General features: G+C 71.9%; 10 protein-coding genes. All 10 read right to left on the reverse strand.

The window, feature by feature from the left end; genetic code table 11:
* Positions 1-2: 2 nt before the first annotated feature.
* Positions 3-2,621: an AAA family ATPase gene (locus JEQ17_RS12335; RefSeq protein WP_200395306.1), complete on the reverse strand. Its 2,619-nt coding sequence runs from the start codon at positions 2,619-2,621 to the stop codon at positions 3-5.
* Positions 2,618-4,039 carry a coiled-coil domain-containing protein gene (locus JEQ17_RS12340; RefSeq protein WP_200395307.1) on the reverse strand — a complete coding sequence of 474 codons (1,422 nt, stop codon included), beginning with the start codon at positions 4,037-4,039 and terminating at the stop codon, positions 2,618-2,620. Before JEQ17_RS12340 ends, JEQ17_RS12335 begins: the two co-directional genes overlap by 4 nt.
* Positions 4,036-4,716, reverse strand: a complete 681-nt coding sequence (locus JEQ17_RS12345) for a 4Fe-4S single cluster domain-containing protein (protein WP_200395308.1) — start codon at positions 4,714-4,716, stop codon at positions 4,036-4,038. Before JEQ17_RS12345 ends, JEQ17_RS12340 begins: the two co-directional genes overlap by 4 nt.
* Entirely contained in the window at positions 4,713-6,332 is a 1,620-nt protein-coding gene (locus tag JEQ17_RS12350; protein WP_200395309.1) for a vWA domain-containing protein, read from the reverse strand. Before JEQ17_RS12350 ends, JEQ17_RS12345 begins: the two co-directional genes overlap by 4 nt.
* Complete coding sequence (locus JEQ17_RS12355) at positions 6,329-7,663, reverse strand: hypothetical protein (RefSeq protein WP_200395310.1); 1,335 nt, start codon at positions 7,661-7,663, stop codon at positions 6,329-6,331. The genes JEQ17_RS12350 and JEQ17_RS12355 overlap by 4 nt, the downstream gene beginning before the upstream one ends.
* Entirely contained in the window at positions 7,660-10,257 is a 2,598-nt protein-coding gene (locus tag JEQ17_RS12360) for a hypothetical protein (RefSeq protein ID WP_200395311.1), read from the reverse strand. The genes JEQ17_RS12355 and JEQ17_RS12360 overlap by 4 nt, the downstream gene beginning before the upstream one ends.
* Positions 10,254-11,531: a hypothetical protein gene (locus JEQ17_RS12365; protein ID WP_200395312.1), complete on the reverse strand. Its 1,278-nt coding sequence runs from the start codon at positions 11,529-11,531 to the stop codon at positions 10,254-10,256. The genes JEQ17_RS12360 and JEQ17_RS12365 overlap by 4 nt, the downstream gene beginning before the upstream one ends.
* Positions 11,532-11,559: 28 nt before the next feature.
* Complete coding sequence (locus tag JEQ17_RS12370; RefSeq protein WP_234048168.1) at positions 11,560-13,050, reverse strand: hypothetical protein; 1,491 nt, start codon at positions 13,048-13,050, stop codon at positions 11,560-11,562.
* 1,445 nt (positions 13,051-14,495) lie between these two features.
* Positions 14,496-14,903: a peptide-methionine (R)-S-oxide reductase MsrB gene (msrB, locus tag JEQ17_RS12375; RefSeq protein ID WP_200395313.1), complete on the reverse strand. Its 408-nt coding sequence runs from the start codon at positions 14,901-14,903 to the stop codon at positions 14,496-14,498.
* 28 nt (positions 14,904-14,931) lie between these two features.
* A complete protein-coding gene (murC, locus tag JEQ17_RS12380; protein WP_200395314.1) occupies positions 14,932-16,320 on the reverse strand; it encodes a UDP-N-acetylmuramate--L-alanine ligase in 1,389 nt (462 codons plus the stop codon).
* Positions 16,321-16,415: the final 95 nt, after the last annotated feature.

The raw sequence follows: 16,415 nt of genomic DNA on the forward strand, positions 1-16,415 counted from the left end.
GCTCATCCCTGCCGCCCGCGGTGGGACGGCGGGTCGGGCACGTCCCCCGGCCGGAACACGGCGTCCATGGCCTCACCACGCGCGAAGCGGGCGGCCATGCTGCCCTCCATGAAGCCGAGCAGTTCACGCACCGTACGGGCGTTGCCGAAGGCTGCGGGTTCGGCAAGGCGAGTGCCGCGCAACCAGCGGGCGGCGCGCTCGGCGACGCCCTCGCCCAGGCTGTATCCCTCCGCGGCCGCCATCCGGCGGAGGATCTCCACCAGGTCGTCCAGGGAGTACTCGGAGAAGGGCACCCGGACGGTGAAGCGGGACGGCATGCCGGGGTTGAAGGCGAGCAGCTCCTCCATGTCCTCGGGGTAGCCGGCGGCGATCACCACCAGGCGGCCCCTCCAGTGCTCCATCTCCCGGATCAGGGTGTCGATGGCCTCGGCTCCGAAGCCGCCACCGCCCCGGGTGTCCCGGACCAGGCTGTAGGCCTCGTCGATGAACAGCACCCCGTCCAGCGCGTCCTGCACGGCCTTGCGCACCATCGGCGCGGTCTGACCCACATAGCTCGCGACCAGATCGGTGCGGGTCACCTCGACGACATGGCCCTTGCGCAGCAGCCCGAGCTCGTGGAACAGCGTGCCGATCTTCCTGGCCACCGTGGTCTTGCCGGTCCCGGGCGGCCCGGTGAACACCATGTGGGGCGGGGCGAGTTGGCCCTTGTTCATCGCCTGGCGCATCCGCAGGCGGTTGGCCAGGTTCTCCAGGACCTCCCTGACCGGCCCGAGGCCGACGTAGTCGTCGAGTTCGGCGAGCAGGGCGGCCGGGTCGGGCGCCGGGCGCGGCAGGTAGCCGCGGTAGGTCTCGGGGATGTCGTCGGCGGTGACGGGCTCCGTGACGTTGCGTCTGACCCGTCCCGCCCACCGCTTGGCGATGGCATCGCCGAGCGTGCGCATGTCCCGGGCGTTGCCGAAGTCCCCGTCGGCGGTCCGCCGCATCTCGGTGACGATCTGCCGCAACTGATCCGCCGTGCCTTCGTCGAGCCGCAGACCGCGCTCCTCGATGCGGCGCAGAAGGATCGCCGTCAGGGTGTCGAGCTCGAAGTCGGGGAAGTCGATGACGTTGTCCAGCGGAAACCGGCTCGCGAGCCCGGGGTTGGCCGCCAGGAACTCCTTCATCTTGTCCGGGTAGCCGGCGACGATCACCACCAGCCGGCCCCGGTCGTCCTCCATCCGCTTCAGCAGCGTCTGGATCGCCTCGTCGCCGAACCCCTCCCGCTGGTCGCTGAGTCCGTACGCCTCGTCGATGAACAGCACACCGTCCAGCGCCCGGTCGACCGTGCGGTTGGTCAACGGAGCGGTCTGGCCGATGTATCCGGCCACCAGGTCGCTCATCTGCGCCTCGACGCAGTGGCCACGGCTCAACAGGCCCAGATCCAGGTAGATCTCGGCGACGAGCCGCGCCACGGTGGTCTTTCCCGTGCCGGGGTTGCCGGTGAACACCAGGTGCAGGGCGGGTGGTTCGGCTCCGAGGCCCCGGCCCAGGGCACGCAGTTCCTCGGCCGCCTCGGCCTCGGCTCGCAGCCGCTCGAAGTACTCCTTGAGGGCGCCGAGTCCCTGCATCGCCTCCAGCCGCTCCCAGGCGGTGCGCCCGTCGGCGGACACCGAGCCGAGCCACTGCCTCACAGTGGTCCGGCTCAGCTCCCCGCCCCGCCGGGCCAGCCGGGCGAGCCTCGACCGCCATGCGAGCAGCCTGCCGGGGTGGGCGGCCATCGCCCTGACGATCGGATCGAGCTCGCGCCAATCCGCGATCCGCAGTCCCAGGCGCAGCCTCAGCGCGTGGATGAGCCGCTCCAGTTCGGCCGCCTCCGGAGGGCCGACGCGGAAGGTGCCGCCGCCTGCGGGCGCGGACCGCTGCTCGCCCACGAAGGTCTCCAGGAACGGGAAGTGGCCCTGGGCGCGCACGAATTCGGCCACCTCGTCCAGGGTCGACTTGCGGAAGACCAGGATCCACAGGTTGTGGTCGTTGCCGTGGTGCGCCCAGCGCTCCATGGCACCGGCCAGCTCCCGCGCCGCGGTCGTGTGGTGCAGGATCTCCTCGGCGTGCGAGAAGACCACGGCCGTACGGTGCCGGGACTGACGCAGATAGCCGGTGAGCGTGCTGACACTGAACGGGTCGGATATGCCGGTGGACGGCCGCGGACGCGCGGTGCCGCCCGCCGGAGGGCCGCCGTCCTCCGGCTCCGCGGCGGGGCGGCGGGAGAGGGAGCTCCGTACGTCCATGTGGCCCAGCGGTCCTCCCTTCAGCTGCCGGTGCCGCATGGTGCCCGGGCCGACCACCGCGGCGGGCCGGCTGCCGCCGTGCCGGGAGAGGTCCCGGGAGGCCTGGTCCCGGAAGTAGACCGGATGATTCAGGGAGCTGAAGACGATCCGCTCGAAGCCCTCGGAGTGCAGCAGCCGCCAGAGTGCCTGTTCCAGGACGCACACCTGGTAGGCGCTGTCGACGAAGACGTCCCCCACACCGGGTCCGTAGATGACGGTGAACGGCTCGCCGCTGTGCAGGGCGGACGGGTCGAGCCGTTCCGTCGTCGGGGGACCCGGCAGGGGCGGCGGTGCCTCCGCTGCCGTTGCGGTCACTGCGTCGCCTTCCCCACCTGTGGCTGCTCGGTGGGAGCCGGAGCGGGCCGCCGCTCGGGCCTGGGCACGGGCCGGGGCGCGGGCCGGAGCGCGGGGGTCTGCACGGCGTCGTGGGGGCTGCCCGGTTCGCACTCGGGGTCCGACGCCTGCAGGCCGTCGGCCGCCAGCGCCTGCCGGACGGCCTGGGCGCGGCGCATGAGCTCCGCCTCGGCGGTGACGTCCTGGTCGTAGGAGAGCACCCGGATCACGCACTGCTCGGAGTCCGGTACGTCCTGGCCGACGTCCACCACGAGCTCTTCGCCCTTCTCGTTGCGCAGCCTGGCCCGGTACCGGCCGCGCTGGTCGCCGTCCTCGTAGTCCCCGTCGACGACGTCGTAGTAGGCGTACTCACTGAGACTGGTGGCCACGGCGTCGGCCAGGTTGACGCGGATCTGTGAGGCGAGGTGGCGCATGCCCGCGCGCTCGACGGTGTCGCCGAGGGACCGTTCGAGGCGGGTCGCCTCCTGGTCTCGCAGGCCGACGAGTTCGCCGGTGTCGGTGCTGTCGTCGCGGGCCCTGGCCAGCGCGTCCCGCGTCTCCTCGCGCAGGGCGTCGAACTCGCCGTCCGACCAGTGGACGACGTCGAGCTTGTAGCCCGCGAGCGCCCGGCCGTCGGAGCCGACGACGGGCCGCTCGGTATTGCCGTCGATCAGCTTCTCCACCCGTACGAGGGTCTCGACCGCCTCCGCCTGGGCGGAGCAACGCTCCAGTTCGCTCTGCTCGGTGTCGACGCGCAGGTCGCTCAGCGAGTGGAAGGCTTCCTGCGCGACGGCGAGCGCGGCCTCGTACCGACCCGCCGACGTGTTGTGCTCGGCAGTGGCCAACCGGCCGGTCAGCCGTGCCAGTTCGCCCGGCGCGTACCGCTCGTGCGGCAGGGTGTCGGCGATCAGCGCGGCCATCGTGCGGGCGTCCGCCAGCCAAGCCCGCACCATCTCCTCGGAGCGTGCCCGGTCCTCCTTGAGGGCGTCGACCTCCTGGGACAGCCGGTTCATCTCCGCGCGCCGCTCTGCCCGCTCCTCCGCGATCGCCCGGCGGGTCTCCTCACGTTGCCGGGACAAATCACGTCGTGTCTCCTCCCGGATCTGCCCGGCTGTCTCGTCGAGGGCCCGGTGCAGTTCCGTCGCCTGCTCGCGGAGCCTGCGTGTGGTGGTCTCCTCCAGTTGCCGGGTCTGCCGGCTGAGCGAGCTCACGGCCTCCTCGTGACGCCGCTGCCGCTCCTGGACGCCGGCGAAGGTGCGGTCGATGTCCGCGCGGGTCTGCGCCCGTACGTCCTCGATCAGCCGGGGGATGTTGCGCTGCACCTCCTTGAGCTGCTGCGCCTTGCGCTGGACGCGGTACCACTCCGACTCGTCGACCTGAATACGCTTCCTGCCGCTCATGACGGGGCTTCCTTCCTGGAGGTGTGCGAGCACGTACCGGACGTGCGAGGGGTGTGTGGCCGGGTACCGGCGAGGGCCGCGTCGACCGCTGTGTCGAAGACGTCGAGCAGTCCGGTGGGCGGTACGCCGATGAGCAGGGCCTGCGGTCCGTCGACAGCGATCTCCGCGGTGCGAGGGCGCCCGGCGAAGTCGTAGCCGCAGTTCGCGAGTCGCCCGGTGAGGTGGTGGATGCGCTGGTTGGAGCTGCCGCGCAGCCCCCGGCCGTCGTCGAGGGCGGCGACGTACACGCCGTCGATCAGCACGTCGACCGCGGCGAGCAGCTCCGGTACGCCGGTTGTGGGCGGGCGGGTGCGCAGCCGTTCCAGGCGATGGCCGGTGAAGCAGATGACGGAGACGTCCCTCGTCGAGCGGGCACGGCCGACCAGTTCGGCCAGTCCGGCGGCCTGCTGCATCGGCTCCCCTCCGGAGAGGGTGAGGCCCGTGACGCGCGGGTCGGCGAGCAACTCCTCGGCCAGCTCGGCGGGTTCGGCCCGCCTGGCCGGCCGGTCCGGGATCCAGTCGGGCGCGATGCACCCCGCACACCGGAAGGGACAGCCCTGCACCCAGACGACGGACCGCACGCCCGGCCCGAGTGCCTCGGTGCCGACATGGGTGGCGGCGACGTTGAGGGCGGTCATCGTGGCCGTCCGTTGGCGGCCGGAACCCGGTCGGCGGGTTGCTCGGACCGGTAGCTGAACGACACACCGTTGACGACGACCTGGCCGTCGGGCAGGCAGGTGGCGTCGCTCTGCCGCCCGGCCGAGCCGTCCGGTGTGTAGCGGATCAGCAGGTCGATCCGTGCCCCCTGCTCGGTGGACCGGCGCCGGCCGTGCACCGAGCCCCGGCCGCCGATGACCTGCGGCCTCAACTCCACCCGGCGTCCGCTCAGCGGAATCCGGTCGGGCAACTGCCCGCCGTACACCGGGCTGAGCACCAGCTCGCCGCGCAGCCGGGGGCGGTGCAGACGACGCCACCGCAGCCAGGCGATCACCAGTACGGCGACCAGGCCCCCGATCACGGCGGGAAGCAGCACCGCCGAGCCGACAGTCGCCGTCAACGGCAACGCGGCCCCGGTGACCCGTACTTCGCGCGGCACCTGGAGCTTCACGTCCGGCGCGAGCGCGCGTTCCCAGTCCGAGGCGACCCGCCCGGACATTTGCAGCCTGGCGTCGGTGGCGCGGTCCCGTCGGTAGGGCAGCGGGCCGTCCGACAGAGTGCCACGCAGCCGGACGTCGAACGTCCGTGACTCACCGGGCGCCAGGCTCAGGGTGGACGGCAGCCCGGAGACCCGCAGGGGTTCACCCTCCACCGAGAGGCCCAAGTCCTTCACGGTCAACGGCACATGACGGGTCGTCGAGGTCAAGGTGACGCTCGCGGCGTTCGTGCCGTCGGTGACGTCACGCCGACGACGGTCCGCCCAGGTGGCGGTGATGCCCTTGCCTTCGTCCTCGGCCAGCAGCAGCCCCGCCTTGCGCACGCGGACGCCGTCCCCGGCCCGCTCCAGGTAGGCGCCGAGGTCCTCGATGCCGTCGGGGCGCAGCACCGTGCTGTCCTCGATGACGTCGCCCAGCAACTCGGCACCGGTTGCGCCGCTGCCCAACGGCAGTGCGTACCCGTTGAGTTCGGTACCCCGCTCGCCGAGGGCCGCGGCCCGCTCGCGCAGCTCGGTCCAGGGGGCGCCGGTCGCCTCCGGGTAGGGCGAGCCGTCGGACGGGCTGTGCTCGCCGTCGGTGAGCAGCACCACGGAGGCGACCTCGGCGGCGCCCCCGCGATCGAGCTCACCGAGCGCCCGGTCCAGAGCCGCTCCGATGTCGGTCCCGCCGGCCGGGCTCGGCTCGTCGGGCAGCGTCGACAGGATCTCATCGGTGTCGCCGGCCGAGCCGATGTAGCGGGGCTCGGGGCGCGAGTCGAACGTGAACAGCGCGACGTGGTCCTCGGTGGACAGTCCGTCGAGGAAGGGCCGCAGGGTGGTGCGCACGGTGTCGTAGCGGCCGTCGTCCGCCATCGAGCCCGACGTGTCCACGAGGACGACATGGTCGGCGGGCTGGTCGTCCAGATTCAGCACGGTGTAGATCTCGGCGCGGGAGGGCGTGGCGTCGGCGCTCGCAGTGGGCGCGGCGAAGGATATGAGCGTCAGGAGCGCTGCGGCTGCCACCCCGGTGCGGGCGAGGGCACGCCGGGTGCGCCCGGCCCGCTCTGCGGCTCGGTCCCGGTGCGGGCATGTGGGTGGGTGGCCCCCGGCGGGTTGCTTCACGGGTGTGCTCCCTCGATGTCGGTCGGCAGGGCGCCGAGCAGATGTTCACTGGGCGTCCCGCTGCTCGTCGGATGCAGGACGAGATGGGCGGTGCCGTCGACGGCCAGGCGCACGCCGACGTGGAAGCGGGTGCCTTCCGGGGCTGCGGAGACGGTCACGGCACGCACGGGGGTCGGGTGACCGCCGCTCGCGTCCCGGACCTGGATCGGGACCCGCCGCTGAGCCGTGGCGCCGACCGGCCGGGTCCGCACGCGCACCCGATGACCGTCCGCCTCCGCGAAGACGGTCGGCCCGCCGGGTTCCAGTGCCCCGGCCGGGCTGATCAGCAGATCGTCCGCGCGAGGCGTACCGCCCACCGTGCAGTGGGTGCCGACGAACACGGCGTACGGATAGCGGTCGGCCGGATCGATCCGGCCGGCGGCGACCAGCGCGGCGCCGAACGCGGCCGCGAGCGCGGGGTCCGTGCCTCCGGGCAGCGGCACCGGTGCTCCCCGGCGCTGCGTCAGATGCCGCCGCAGTGGCCCCGACCGGGCCGCGCCACCCACTGCGATCACATGCGCGGCGGGCTGCCCGTCCGCCACCCGGTCGAGCGCGGCGTCGAGCCCGGTGGTGAGCCGGTCCAGCGCCCTCCGCAGCACGCCCAGCGTGACCCCGTGCCCCGCGACCTCCAGGACCACGGTGTCGTCGTACCTTCCCGGGTGCCGGACGCTGCGGCCTAGAGCGATCTCCTGTCGCTGGGCCGCGCCTTCACTGGCGCGGGCCTCGGCGAGTGCCCGGCGGGCGCTGTCCTCGTCCGGCAGGCCGGCGCCGGTGAGCAGGGCCGCGTCGAAGCCCGCCGCCAAACCGTCACCCGGCGCATGCCGGGCGGTGGCTGTCACCGCCACGGATCCGGGCGCGAGGGTGCACAGCGACACCTCGGCCGCCGTGGCACCGAGATCGCAGACCGCGTACCGGGCACCGGTCGCCGCACCGGCGTGCCGCAGCAGCGCCAGGACCGCGTGCGGAGTGCCGAGGGTCCGCAGCCGGGGCATCGGATCAGTGCCGTGCAGGGCGGCCAGCACGTCCGTCGCCCGACGTGCCTGCTCGGCCCGGTCGTGCTGCGGTATGACGACCACGACCTGCTCGGGCGTGCCGTACTGCTGTCGGAACGCGGCGTACGCGGCCCGCAGGGCGGTGCCGTGGTGGCCGCCCGCGCCGCCCGGGGTGGGCAGTCCCTCTCCCGGCACCGTGCCGGGAAGCTCGACCAGGGCGGGAGTGCCGTCCGGGGTGATGTGGGCGATGCGGGTGAAGTGGGCGCCGGGGTCGAGCGCGACGGCGGTGGGGGCGGTCATTGGAAACCCCGGAACCAGTCGGGGCGGTGGAACGGCCAACGCCATATCCGGCGGGCGTGCCGCCGTGACAGCACCGTTCCCGACGCCGGGGAAATGGACACGGACGCGGAGGCGGACGGCGGCAGCGCTGCGGACGACTGCGGCTCGGACGATCGCGGCGGCTCTCCGGAATGCGTCCTGCCGTGCAGGGCGGCCCGTAGCCGGACGTGGTGGTAGGCCTCCATCTCATGGAACTCGTCCAACCAGCGCACGGTCCGGCGCCCCCGCTCGCCGCGGTGCAGGGCACCGTAGAGGGCCAGGTCCAGGTCGGGAGCGGCGAAGTGCAACTGAGCGGCGAGGGAGTAGGCGGCCCACGGGCCGTTGTCGTGGATGAACGTCTCTACGGCATTGAGCAGTTGCGAGCTGATGACACCGCCCGGCGAGCCGGCGGCGATCACCCGGGCCAGCCGCTCCATGGACTGCTGGGTGCGCACCGCGCCGCGGAACTCCTGGACCGGCCGCAGCCAGTGGAGGTGGGCCCTCCCGCTCAGGTTCGTCACGATGCGGCCGGGCAGGTCGAGTTGGAGCCACAGGGCGTGGTCGTCGGCGATCCGTGGGTCCAGGCGGTCGCACACGAGGTGTTCCATGGTGGGCAGTTGCCGCATCAGCAGGGTCAGAGCCTGCCAGCAGTCGTCGTCGGGGACGTCCCCGAGCAGGGTTTCGGTCACGACCCTCTTCGCCGTCGCGTCGCCGTTGAGGAGGTGGCTCAGGGCGGCCACGTACGTGTCCCGGGTGCCGGAGTCGGTCAGGCGCCGGAACCGGGACATCCCGCGGGGGCTTCCGGCGCCGTCGGTCGCGCACAGGGCACACAGCAGGTCGGCGGCGGCGGCCGTCTCCGGCCGCAGGTCCGCGTCAGCAGGCGGGGCGAGCCGCTCCAGTTGGGAAAGGAGCCGTGCCGCCCCATGTTCCGCCGGAGCCTGGGCGATCTGCCGCAGACGGGGCCACAGGAGGGCCACGGCCGCCGACCGGTTCTGGTCCACGACGACGTCGAGGGCACTCTCCCAGGCCTCCTCGTGCGCCGCCATGAACTCGGCCGCGTCCCGCTCCGTCGCCCGCTCGGCACCGGGCCGCCCGGTGAGGACGGCGGCGAACCGCAGCCATCCGGTCGAGCCGCCGGCGGTGAGGCCCTCCGCCCGGTCCACGAGCCGCACGAGCGACGCCACGTCGCGGCCACGATGCGCCAGCCAGGTGCCGAGCCAGGCCAGTCCCGTCTCGCGGTCGCGGATCAGGAGGGCGTCGACGCTCACCGGTGTCCGGCCCATGGTCCGTTCCACCATGTAGACAAGGGTTCCGGTCCACTCGTGGCTCTGGTGCGGAGCGGTCACCAGCACGGTCAGCAACTCCTCGAAGACGCCCGGGAGTTCCGTCTCCAGGCTGCGCGTCAGCTCCAGGTGACCCCGCGCCCGTTCGATCGCCTCCCCCGTGGAGCCGAGAGCGAGCACGTCCTCGGCCAGCACGTTCGGGACGGAGCGGCTCCAGTACCGCCGTAGCAGCGTCTGCGCGAGCCCGTCGGCCGCCCCCTGCGACGCGCACCGGGCGAGGTAGGGCACGAGCACGGCGAGCCGATGCTCACCGAGCGAGTCCATCGCGTACTGCGTCAGAAGCTGCTCCACGTCGTTCAGGTCGCCGTGGCCGTGCCGGATCGCCTCGATCACGGAGTCCAGCAGGTCGGCCCGGCGCAGTACCCGCAGTGCCTCTCCCGGGCTTCGCAGGGGGATGACCTCGGTCCAGCCCAGCAGATGGTCGACCAGCTCGGCGGTGGGGCGGGGCTTTGCGCGCAGGCGGAGCAGTTCGGTCAGGTAGCTGCGGGCCGTGTCGCTCTGGGGTTCGGGTGGGCTGCCCGTCCCGAGCCTCACCTCCACCTGCCCCGACCTCGGGGCGGCCGCGAAGACCAGTCGCACCTCGTGGTCGGCCCGTCCGGTCCAGGTCGCGGCACTCAGCCATGAACGGCAGCCGTACGGCAGCAGCGCACAGACGGCGTCGAGGATGCGCACCCGCTCGTCGACGTCCGGGAGCATCGCCCCGGGTGGCGGCACGATCGCCACCTGACGGTTGTCGAGCAGCAGCGCCACGGTGCGCGCGGCCCATTCGAAACCCAACTCGTCCACAAGGCGGGCGAGTTGCTCACCCGTCGAGCGGGCCACTGACAGCGGGACCGCGGCGCCCGACAGTGGTTGGTCGTCGCGAGGCAGCGCCTCGTCCAGCGCGGACCAGGTCAGCCGGGCCGTCCCGGCCTGCGACCAGTCGAGCAGGAACAGGCGCCAGGCATAGCTGGGAGAACCGGTGCCGTCCCGGCTTCCGTCCCAGGTGGTCTCGACGGTCGCGCAGACCGGGGTGGGGTCGGTTCCGACACTGCCCAGAAAGACCCGCCAGGGCAGCACGGCCGCCGGTTCGCGGCTGTCCGGGCTGCCCGTGGTGGCACCCCACAGGTACGTCTCGGCCCGGTCCGTCGGCAGACTGCCGTCGAGGACCTCGTAGCCCATCACCTGCCCCGGGTACTTGCCCAGCACCGCCCAGTCCGCGGTGAGCCGTCCGGCCCCCGGACCGGCGTTCACCGCCGCCACCCCGTACGCCCTCCGCTGGAGGCCCGGATCCTGCGCTCGAGCTCCGTCAGCGGCTCCAGTACGTTGATGGGCTCGGGGGACGTGCAGATCCGGGGTGCGCCGTTGACGATCTCCACGTTGGCGTAGTTGCGGTAGTCGAAGACGTGCTGCGGGTTCAGCCGGAACCCGATGGCGGACGTCGCGTAGTACCTGACGCGCTCGGGGTGGAAGTACGCGGCCAGCCCGTCACGCACCAGCCTCGCGGTGGAGCCGCGGAAGTCGTTGCAGAGCCACTGGAAGTAGCCCTCCGCGAGGTGTTCGGGGACGCGCGGAAGCTGGGAGCCGACGGTGTCCTGGGTGACCCAGCCCGCCTCGACCGCGGGCCGGAAGATGTCCGGGTGGTCGAACTTGGCGATGCAGACCGAGACATGGTGCGGCAGACGGCCCCGATAGTGCCCGCCGGCGTTCCTGATGCGGTTGTTCAGCTCGTTCAGCGTGGCGAAGAAGAAGGTCAGGCTCTGGCTCGCCTCCGAGGCGTCCCCCAGCGGGTCGAAGAGGTAGAGCAGGCCCTGGGCACCGGCGAGTTGATCAAGCACCTTGGCGTGCAGCGGGTTGTTCGGCTTGAACGACTCACCCGGCGCGTCCTGGATCTCCAGGACGAAGCTGGCGTCCCGAAGTCGTTTGCGCATCATCCCCGTGGTGGGCTCCTGGCCCTGGAACGACCAGCTCATGCCTTCGAGGGCCGTGGTGTTGATGGGAAAGCCCTTCTCGATCGCCAGCTTCGTCACGCTGTCGTTGAGAAACGCGTTGGCCTCCGCCGTCATCCCTCCGATCAGCCAGTTGCCCTCCCCGTGCCGCTGGAACTGCATCGCCGCTATCGGCAGCGCCGCCAGGTACGTCGTCTTCCCGGACCTCGGCGCCCCCCACAGCCCGATCCGGACGCGATCAGCGGCGGTGCCGTCCTCCTGCCTCGCCGTCGGGATCCGCAGCGGTTCGAGGTTGCCGTCCTGCACGGGCGGCAACGACATCGGCGCGGGCTGGGGCGGGAACATGGGCGTGGGTCCGGCATCGGACCGCCCCTGCCCCGAGGGAGGCACCGACCGGGGAGACCAGGGGCGCGGCGGTGCCTCCGGCGGCGCGTCGGCGGGCCGGGGCCCGGCCGGCCCGGCGGCCGCGTCGGACGCGCTGTTCGGACCGATCGTCGGCGGGTCCGTCGGCGGCGGAGGGCTGCCCGACGGACGGCCCTCGTCCGGTTCCCGGTTGGGGTCCCAAAGTTGTGCGGACATCGCGTTCTCCTCGTACCGGAACGGAAATTCAGATCAGTGGTGTCGCGAAGGCCAGGCGGCAGGGCGGGCCTTCGAGGCGCCAGGGCGGGGTGAGCGCCCCGGCCACGTCGGCAGCGGAGTCCCTGCCGGGGTGGAAGGAGCCCTCGGCGGAGAGCTCGGCCCAGGCCTCTTCGGCATAGCGGCGAGCCGCGAGGCCCGGACCGTCGTGCTGCGGTGGGCCGGTCACGGGGTCGGCCCGGGTGATCACCCGCACCCCGGCGGCGCGCAGCCGGCCCAGCTCGGTGCGCCAGTCGGCGCCGAGCGGACAGGCCGGGTGGATGCCGTGCTGCTTGGGCTGCGCGGGTGGCCGGCGCGCCACGACCAGGAGGACCCGCCGTACGTCCTCCCTGCGAGCGCCCGGCTCGCCGCCGGCGCGGACGGCGCCCAGCGCGTCCTCGAGCGAGGACGCCAGATCCTGGCCTCGCCGGGCGGGCCGCCAGCCGGCCAGAGCCGCGAGAGTGGCGGCGGGTGAACCGGCCGGGATCGGGGGCAGCACGGTCATGCCGCGGGGGGTGTGACTGCTCTCATGGATCTGGTGGTCGTAGTGGCCGACCGCGCCGGTGCGGACGGCCGTGCCGGTCTCGTCGTGCCGGGCCAGTGCGAGGACGAGGTCCCGGACGAACGCCAGGCGTTCCTCGGTCTCCGTCCGCTCCGCGCCGCTGAGTTCGACGGTGAAGTGGAGTTCCAGGGCCGGCGGGCGCAGGATGCGGTGGGGCAGGCGGGTGAGCAGGGCGGACACCTCGGCGGCGACGGCGCCATGGCCGGCACGCGGCACGCCGCTGCGGGTGTCGGCGAGTTCGACCTCGCCGGGGCCGCGCAGCACGAATCTCAGCCGGACCTGCTCCAGCGCGCCAACGGGTGCCTCGTGCAGGGCGACGGGCAGGGCGCCGCTGCCGTCGGGCGCGGGCCGCCCCACGAACACCGGGAGCTTCAGAGGCTCGCCGCCGCCGATCCCGCCGTGCACGGTGACCTCGGCGGTGGCCGTCTCTCCGCGTCCGAGGCGGATGCCCGCGGGAAAGAGTGTGTGGTGGTACGTGGCCACCGCGCCGGTGTCGTGGTCGGCGAGGGCCAGTACGAGGATGTGGTCGACGAGCAGGGGCGCGGTGCGCAGCACCTCGCGCACGGCGTCGGCGGTCGTGCCCTGGGCGGCGACCGCACCGCCGCGCCGGAGTTCGGCCCGCAGAGGGTACGCGGTGCGCACGGCGTCGGCCGCCCGCTCCAGCAGGCCCCATCCGGAACGTGACGTCAGCAGCACGACGGAGTGCTCGTACGAGGGCGGGATGTACGCCTTGAGCCAGTGCAGGACCGTCGTGTCGAATTCCGCGCGGGAGACCGGCTGCAGGGTGCCGACACCACCGGCGAGCTGAAATCTGCGTATATCTTCGTGGCTGTCGAGTATCGGCGCCACGGAAATCCACTTGGCGCTTCCCGCATCGACCTGCCGGGGTATTCCTCCTTCTCCGATCGACACCTTGATCATGCCCACTTCATCGGGCGTGAATTCGATGAAGAGTAACTCCTTGGCGCGATGACCAAACAGATTGTCGATAACGTCTCGATATTCCATGGGGATTGCGTCGGAACCAGGTCCCGCCGACTTCACCGACGAATCCCGGGAATCGTCTTTGTGTTTTTCCCCGGGCCTCGGCGGCCCTCCCCTGATCACGGCCGCGAGCCGATCGCCGACGACGCCGGGCCCGCGGTCCGCGATTCCCGTCGACAGCCGCGCCGCCCGCACGTCCCAGGCATGTCCGGCCGCCTCGATCGCCGACCGGGCACGCTGGACGTCCTCCGAGGTCAGCTCCCCCAGGACCGGGTCGTCATGGAGCCGCCAGCGGCAGACCTCACAGAACTCCTCATTCTGTGCGGGAGTTCTGCACACAGGGCAGGCCTGATCAATAAAGGATTCCCCCATTGGACGACTCTCCCCGCTGCGGCATACCGATCCCCTTCACCGTTCTGCCGCTTGATCCCCCTGGACGCCGCACTGGATCCCCATCCGCGCGTGCGCCAGTCAGAAGCACTCGCCCCCGAGGTGCATCATGATGGCACAGCGGGAAGCGATACGACGCCCCTCTGGCGGAATTTTCATTACGATCATTTCGCCCCGCCCCAACACCCTCACGGACTTAAGAGAACTCTTGTTCACATTATTCATGAGGGGCGCCGGAGAGCACGGGATTCCCCCGAAACCACTCGCCGGCCACGTTCGCTTTCGAACGAAAAGGCATCCCTTCCGGTCCCGAAGTGGAAGGGATTCGGAACATCTGCGACTCAAGCAGTCACAGTGGCGCTTGTGCCATGCGATGCACAACGGTGGGCGCCGCCAGGGGCGCAGGTACGCGCGGGTAGGGGCAGTGGTGCCGGCCCCAGCGGGAGTCGCATGCCGGCAGCCGGGCGCCCCGGATGGACGCCATCGACCTGGGCACCGGCAAGCCACTTGGGGACAAGGGCGGTTCGGACTCTCCGGCCGGTTCTGGATTCCACGCCGAGGAACCCGATGACTCGCTCGCGCCGACCGCGCGCAGAAATACCGACAGGTGGCGCGCGCCCCACTTCCAAGACCCTCGCGCAGACGCACGGCACCCGCGCGACAACAAGACGGTTTACGCCTGGCGGCTCCCCTCAGAACAGGCCGGCAGGGCACTCCCGAGATTCAACCCGGCAATTTTCGGACGCCCGGGGCCTCATTCGGGCCAGCGCGTCCGCCCAAAAGCCCGGATGTCATATGTCCCGACCCGAGAAAGCGGAGCATCAGGCCGTATGTCGGGATCAGTCCACGTCCGGGTCAGTCGCGGCGCAAAGAAGGGGAGCGGTTTTCCCGCGCCGCATCCTCCTGACACACGCGGGTTCGGCGATGCGCAAGGATGCCCGCGCAGAACTCTCCACGCGGGCATCCTTTAGTCCGTCGTCAGCCGGTTGCGGTCAGCCCTCGTCCGGCGTGAGCCGCAGCGAGACGCTGTTGATGCAGTACCGCTGGTCGGTGGGGGTCGGATACCCCTCACCCTCGAACACATGGCCGAGATGCGAACCGCAGCGGGCGCACCGCACCTCCGTGCGCACCATTCCGTGCGACCGGTCGGCGATCAGCTCGACCGCGTCGGACTCCTTCGGGTCGTAGAAGGACGGCCAGCCGCAGTGCGACTCGAACTTCTCGGTGGAGGTGAAGAGCTCGGCGCCGCAGGCGCGACAGGAGTACACGCCCTTCGTCTTGGTGTCGGTGTACTCGCCCTTGAACGCCGGCTCCGTGCCGGCCTGGCGCAGGACCGCGTACTCGGCCGGGTTCAGCTCCGCGCGCCACTGCTCGTCCGGCTTTTCGATGTCGTACGACATGAAGCTCAACCCCTCACTACAGGTACGGCTACTTCGACAGGCGGGTCAGGATCTCGGGTCCGAGGTCCGTCACGTCACCCGCGCCCATGGTGAGAACGAGATCACCGGGCTTCGCCATTCCCGCCACCACCGCGGGCACGTCCGCCTTGTCCTTCACCGGCGTCACGTCCGCGCCCGCGCCCCGGGCCGCCTCGATGATCAGCTCGCTCGTGACGCCCGGGATCGGGTCCTCGCGGGCCGGGTAGATGTCCAGCACGACCGAGGCGTCCGCCAGGGCCAGGGACTCCCCCATCTCCTTGCCCAGCTCCTGGGTACGGGAGAACAGGTGCGGCTGGAAGACGACCAGGATGCGGGCGTCACCGGCGGCCGCCCGCATCGCCTCCAGGTCCGCGGTCATCTCCGTCGGGTGGTGCGCGTACGAGTCGATGACCTGCACGCCCGCCGCCTCGCCCTTCAGCTGGAGCCGCCGCTTCACACCCGTGTACGAGGCGATGGCCGGGGCCAGCTCCGCCGCCGGGATGCCGAGCGCCGCGCCCGCCGCCAGTGCCGCCACCGCGTTGTGCGCGTAGTGACGGCCCGGGACCGAGACGGCGAAGGTGAGCGGCGAGCCGTCCAGCTCGACGGTCACCTCGCTCTTCAGCCCCTGGGCGACCACGGACAGCACACGCACGTCCGCGTCCTCCGACTCGCCGTACGTCACCACCCTCACGTCGTCCGACAGCCGCCGCGTCAGCTCCCGCGCGCCCTCGTGGTCCGCGGTGATCACCAGCGTGCCGCCGGGCACGATCCTGCCCGCGAACGTCTCGAAGGACTCGTAGATCTCGTCCATGGACGCGTAGTTGGCATGGTGGTCCAGCTCCACGTTCAGCACGATCGCCACCTCGGGCGCGTACTTGTGGAAGCTGCGGTCCGACTCGTCCGCCTCGGCGACGAAGATCTCGCCCTCGCCGTGCAGGGCGTTGGAGCCGGGGGCGTCGAGGTCGCCGCCGATCGCGTACGAGGGGTTCAGGCCCAGGGTCGACAGGGACACGGCCAGCATCGACGTCGTGGTCGTCTTGCCGTGCGTGCCCGCGACCGCGATCGGCCGCAGCCCGTCCATCAGGCGGGCGAGGGCGTCCGAGCGGTGGACGACCGGGATGCCCAGCTCGGCGGCGCGGGCCAGCTCCGGGTTGTCGGCGCGGATCGCGGACGACACGACCACGCAGGTCGCGTCGTCGGCGAGATGCCCGGCCGCGTGGCCGATGTGCACCGTCGCCCCCAGCGCGCGCAGGGCCTCGGCGGTCGCGGACTCCTTCGCGTCACTGCCCGCGACCTGCGCCCCGCGCTGCGCGAGGATCTTCGCGATCCCCGACATCCCGGCACCGCCGATGCCGATGAAGTGCGGTCGGTCCATGGCGGTGGGAAGACCGGGTGCCATAGGTGTTACTCCCAGGATTCGGGTAGGTCGGTGAGCACGCCCAGCCTATTGGCTGCGGCACCCCGCGCCCCCTCAGGGGCGCGGGGAACTGCGCG

Source organism: Streptomyces liliifuscus (assembly GCF_016598615.1).
Taxonomy (GTDB): domain Bacteria; phylum Actinomycetota; class Actinomycetes; order Streptomycetales; family Streptomycetaceae; genus Streptomyces; species Streptomyces liliifuscus.

Coding starts and splice junctions, on each gene's coding strand:
- JEQ17_RS12370 (WP_234048168.1), bottom strand. CDS start 13,050: ATGATCAAGGTGTCGATCGGAGAAGGAGGAATACCCCGGCAGGTCGAT.
- msrB (WP_200395313.1), bottom strand. CDS start 14,903: ATGTCGTACGACATCGAAAAGCCGGACGAGCAGTGGCGCGCGGAGCTG.
- JEQ17_RS12345 (WP_200395308.1), bottom strand. CDS start 4,716: ATGACCGCCCTCAACGTCGCCGCCACCCATGTCGGCACCGAGGCACTC.
- JEQ17_RS12355 (WP_200395310.1), bottom strand. CDS start 7,663: ATGACCGCCCCCACCGCCGTCGCGCTCGACCCCGGCGCCCACTTCACC.
- JEQ17_RS12340 (WP_200395307.1), bottom strand. CDS start 4,039: ATGAGCGGCAGGAAGCGTATTCAGGTCGACGAGTCGGAGTGGTACCGC.
- JEQ17_RS12365 (WP_200395312.1), bottom strand. CDS start 11,531: ATGTCCGCACAACTTTGGGACCCCAACCGGGAACCGGACGAGGGCCGT.
- murC (WP_200395314.1), bottom strand. CDS start 16,320: ATGGCACCCGGTCTTCCCACCGCCATGGACCGACCGCACTTCATCGGC.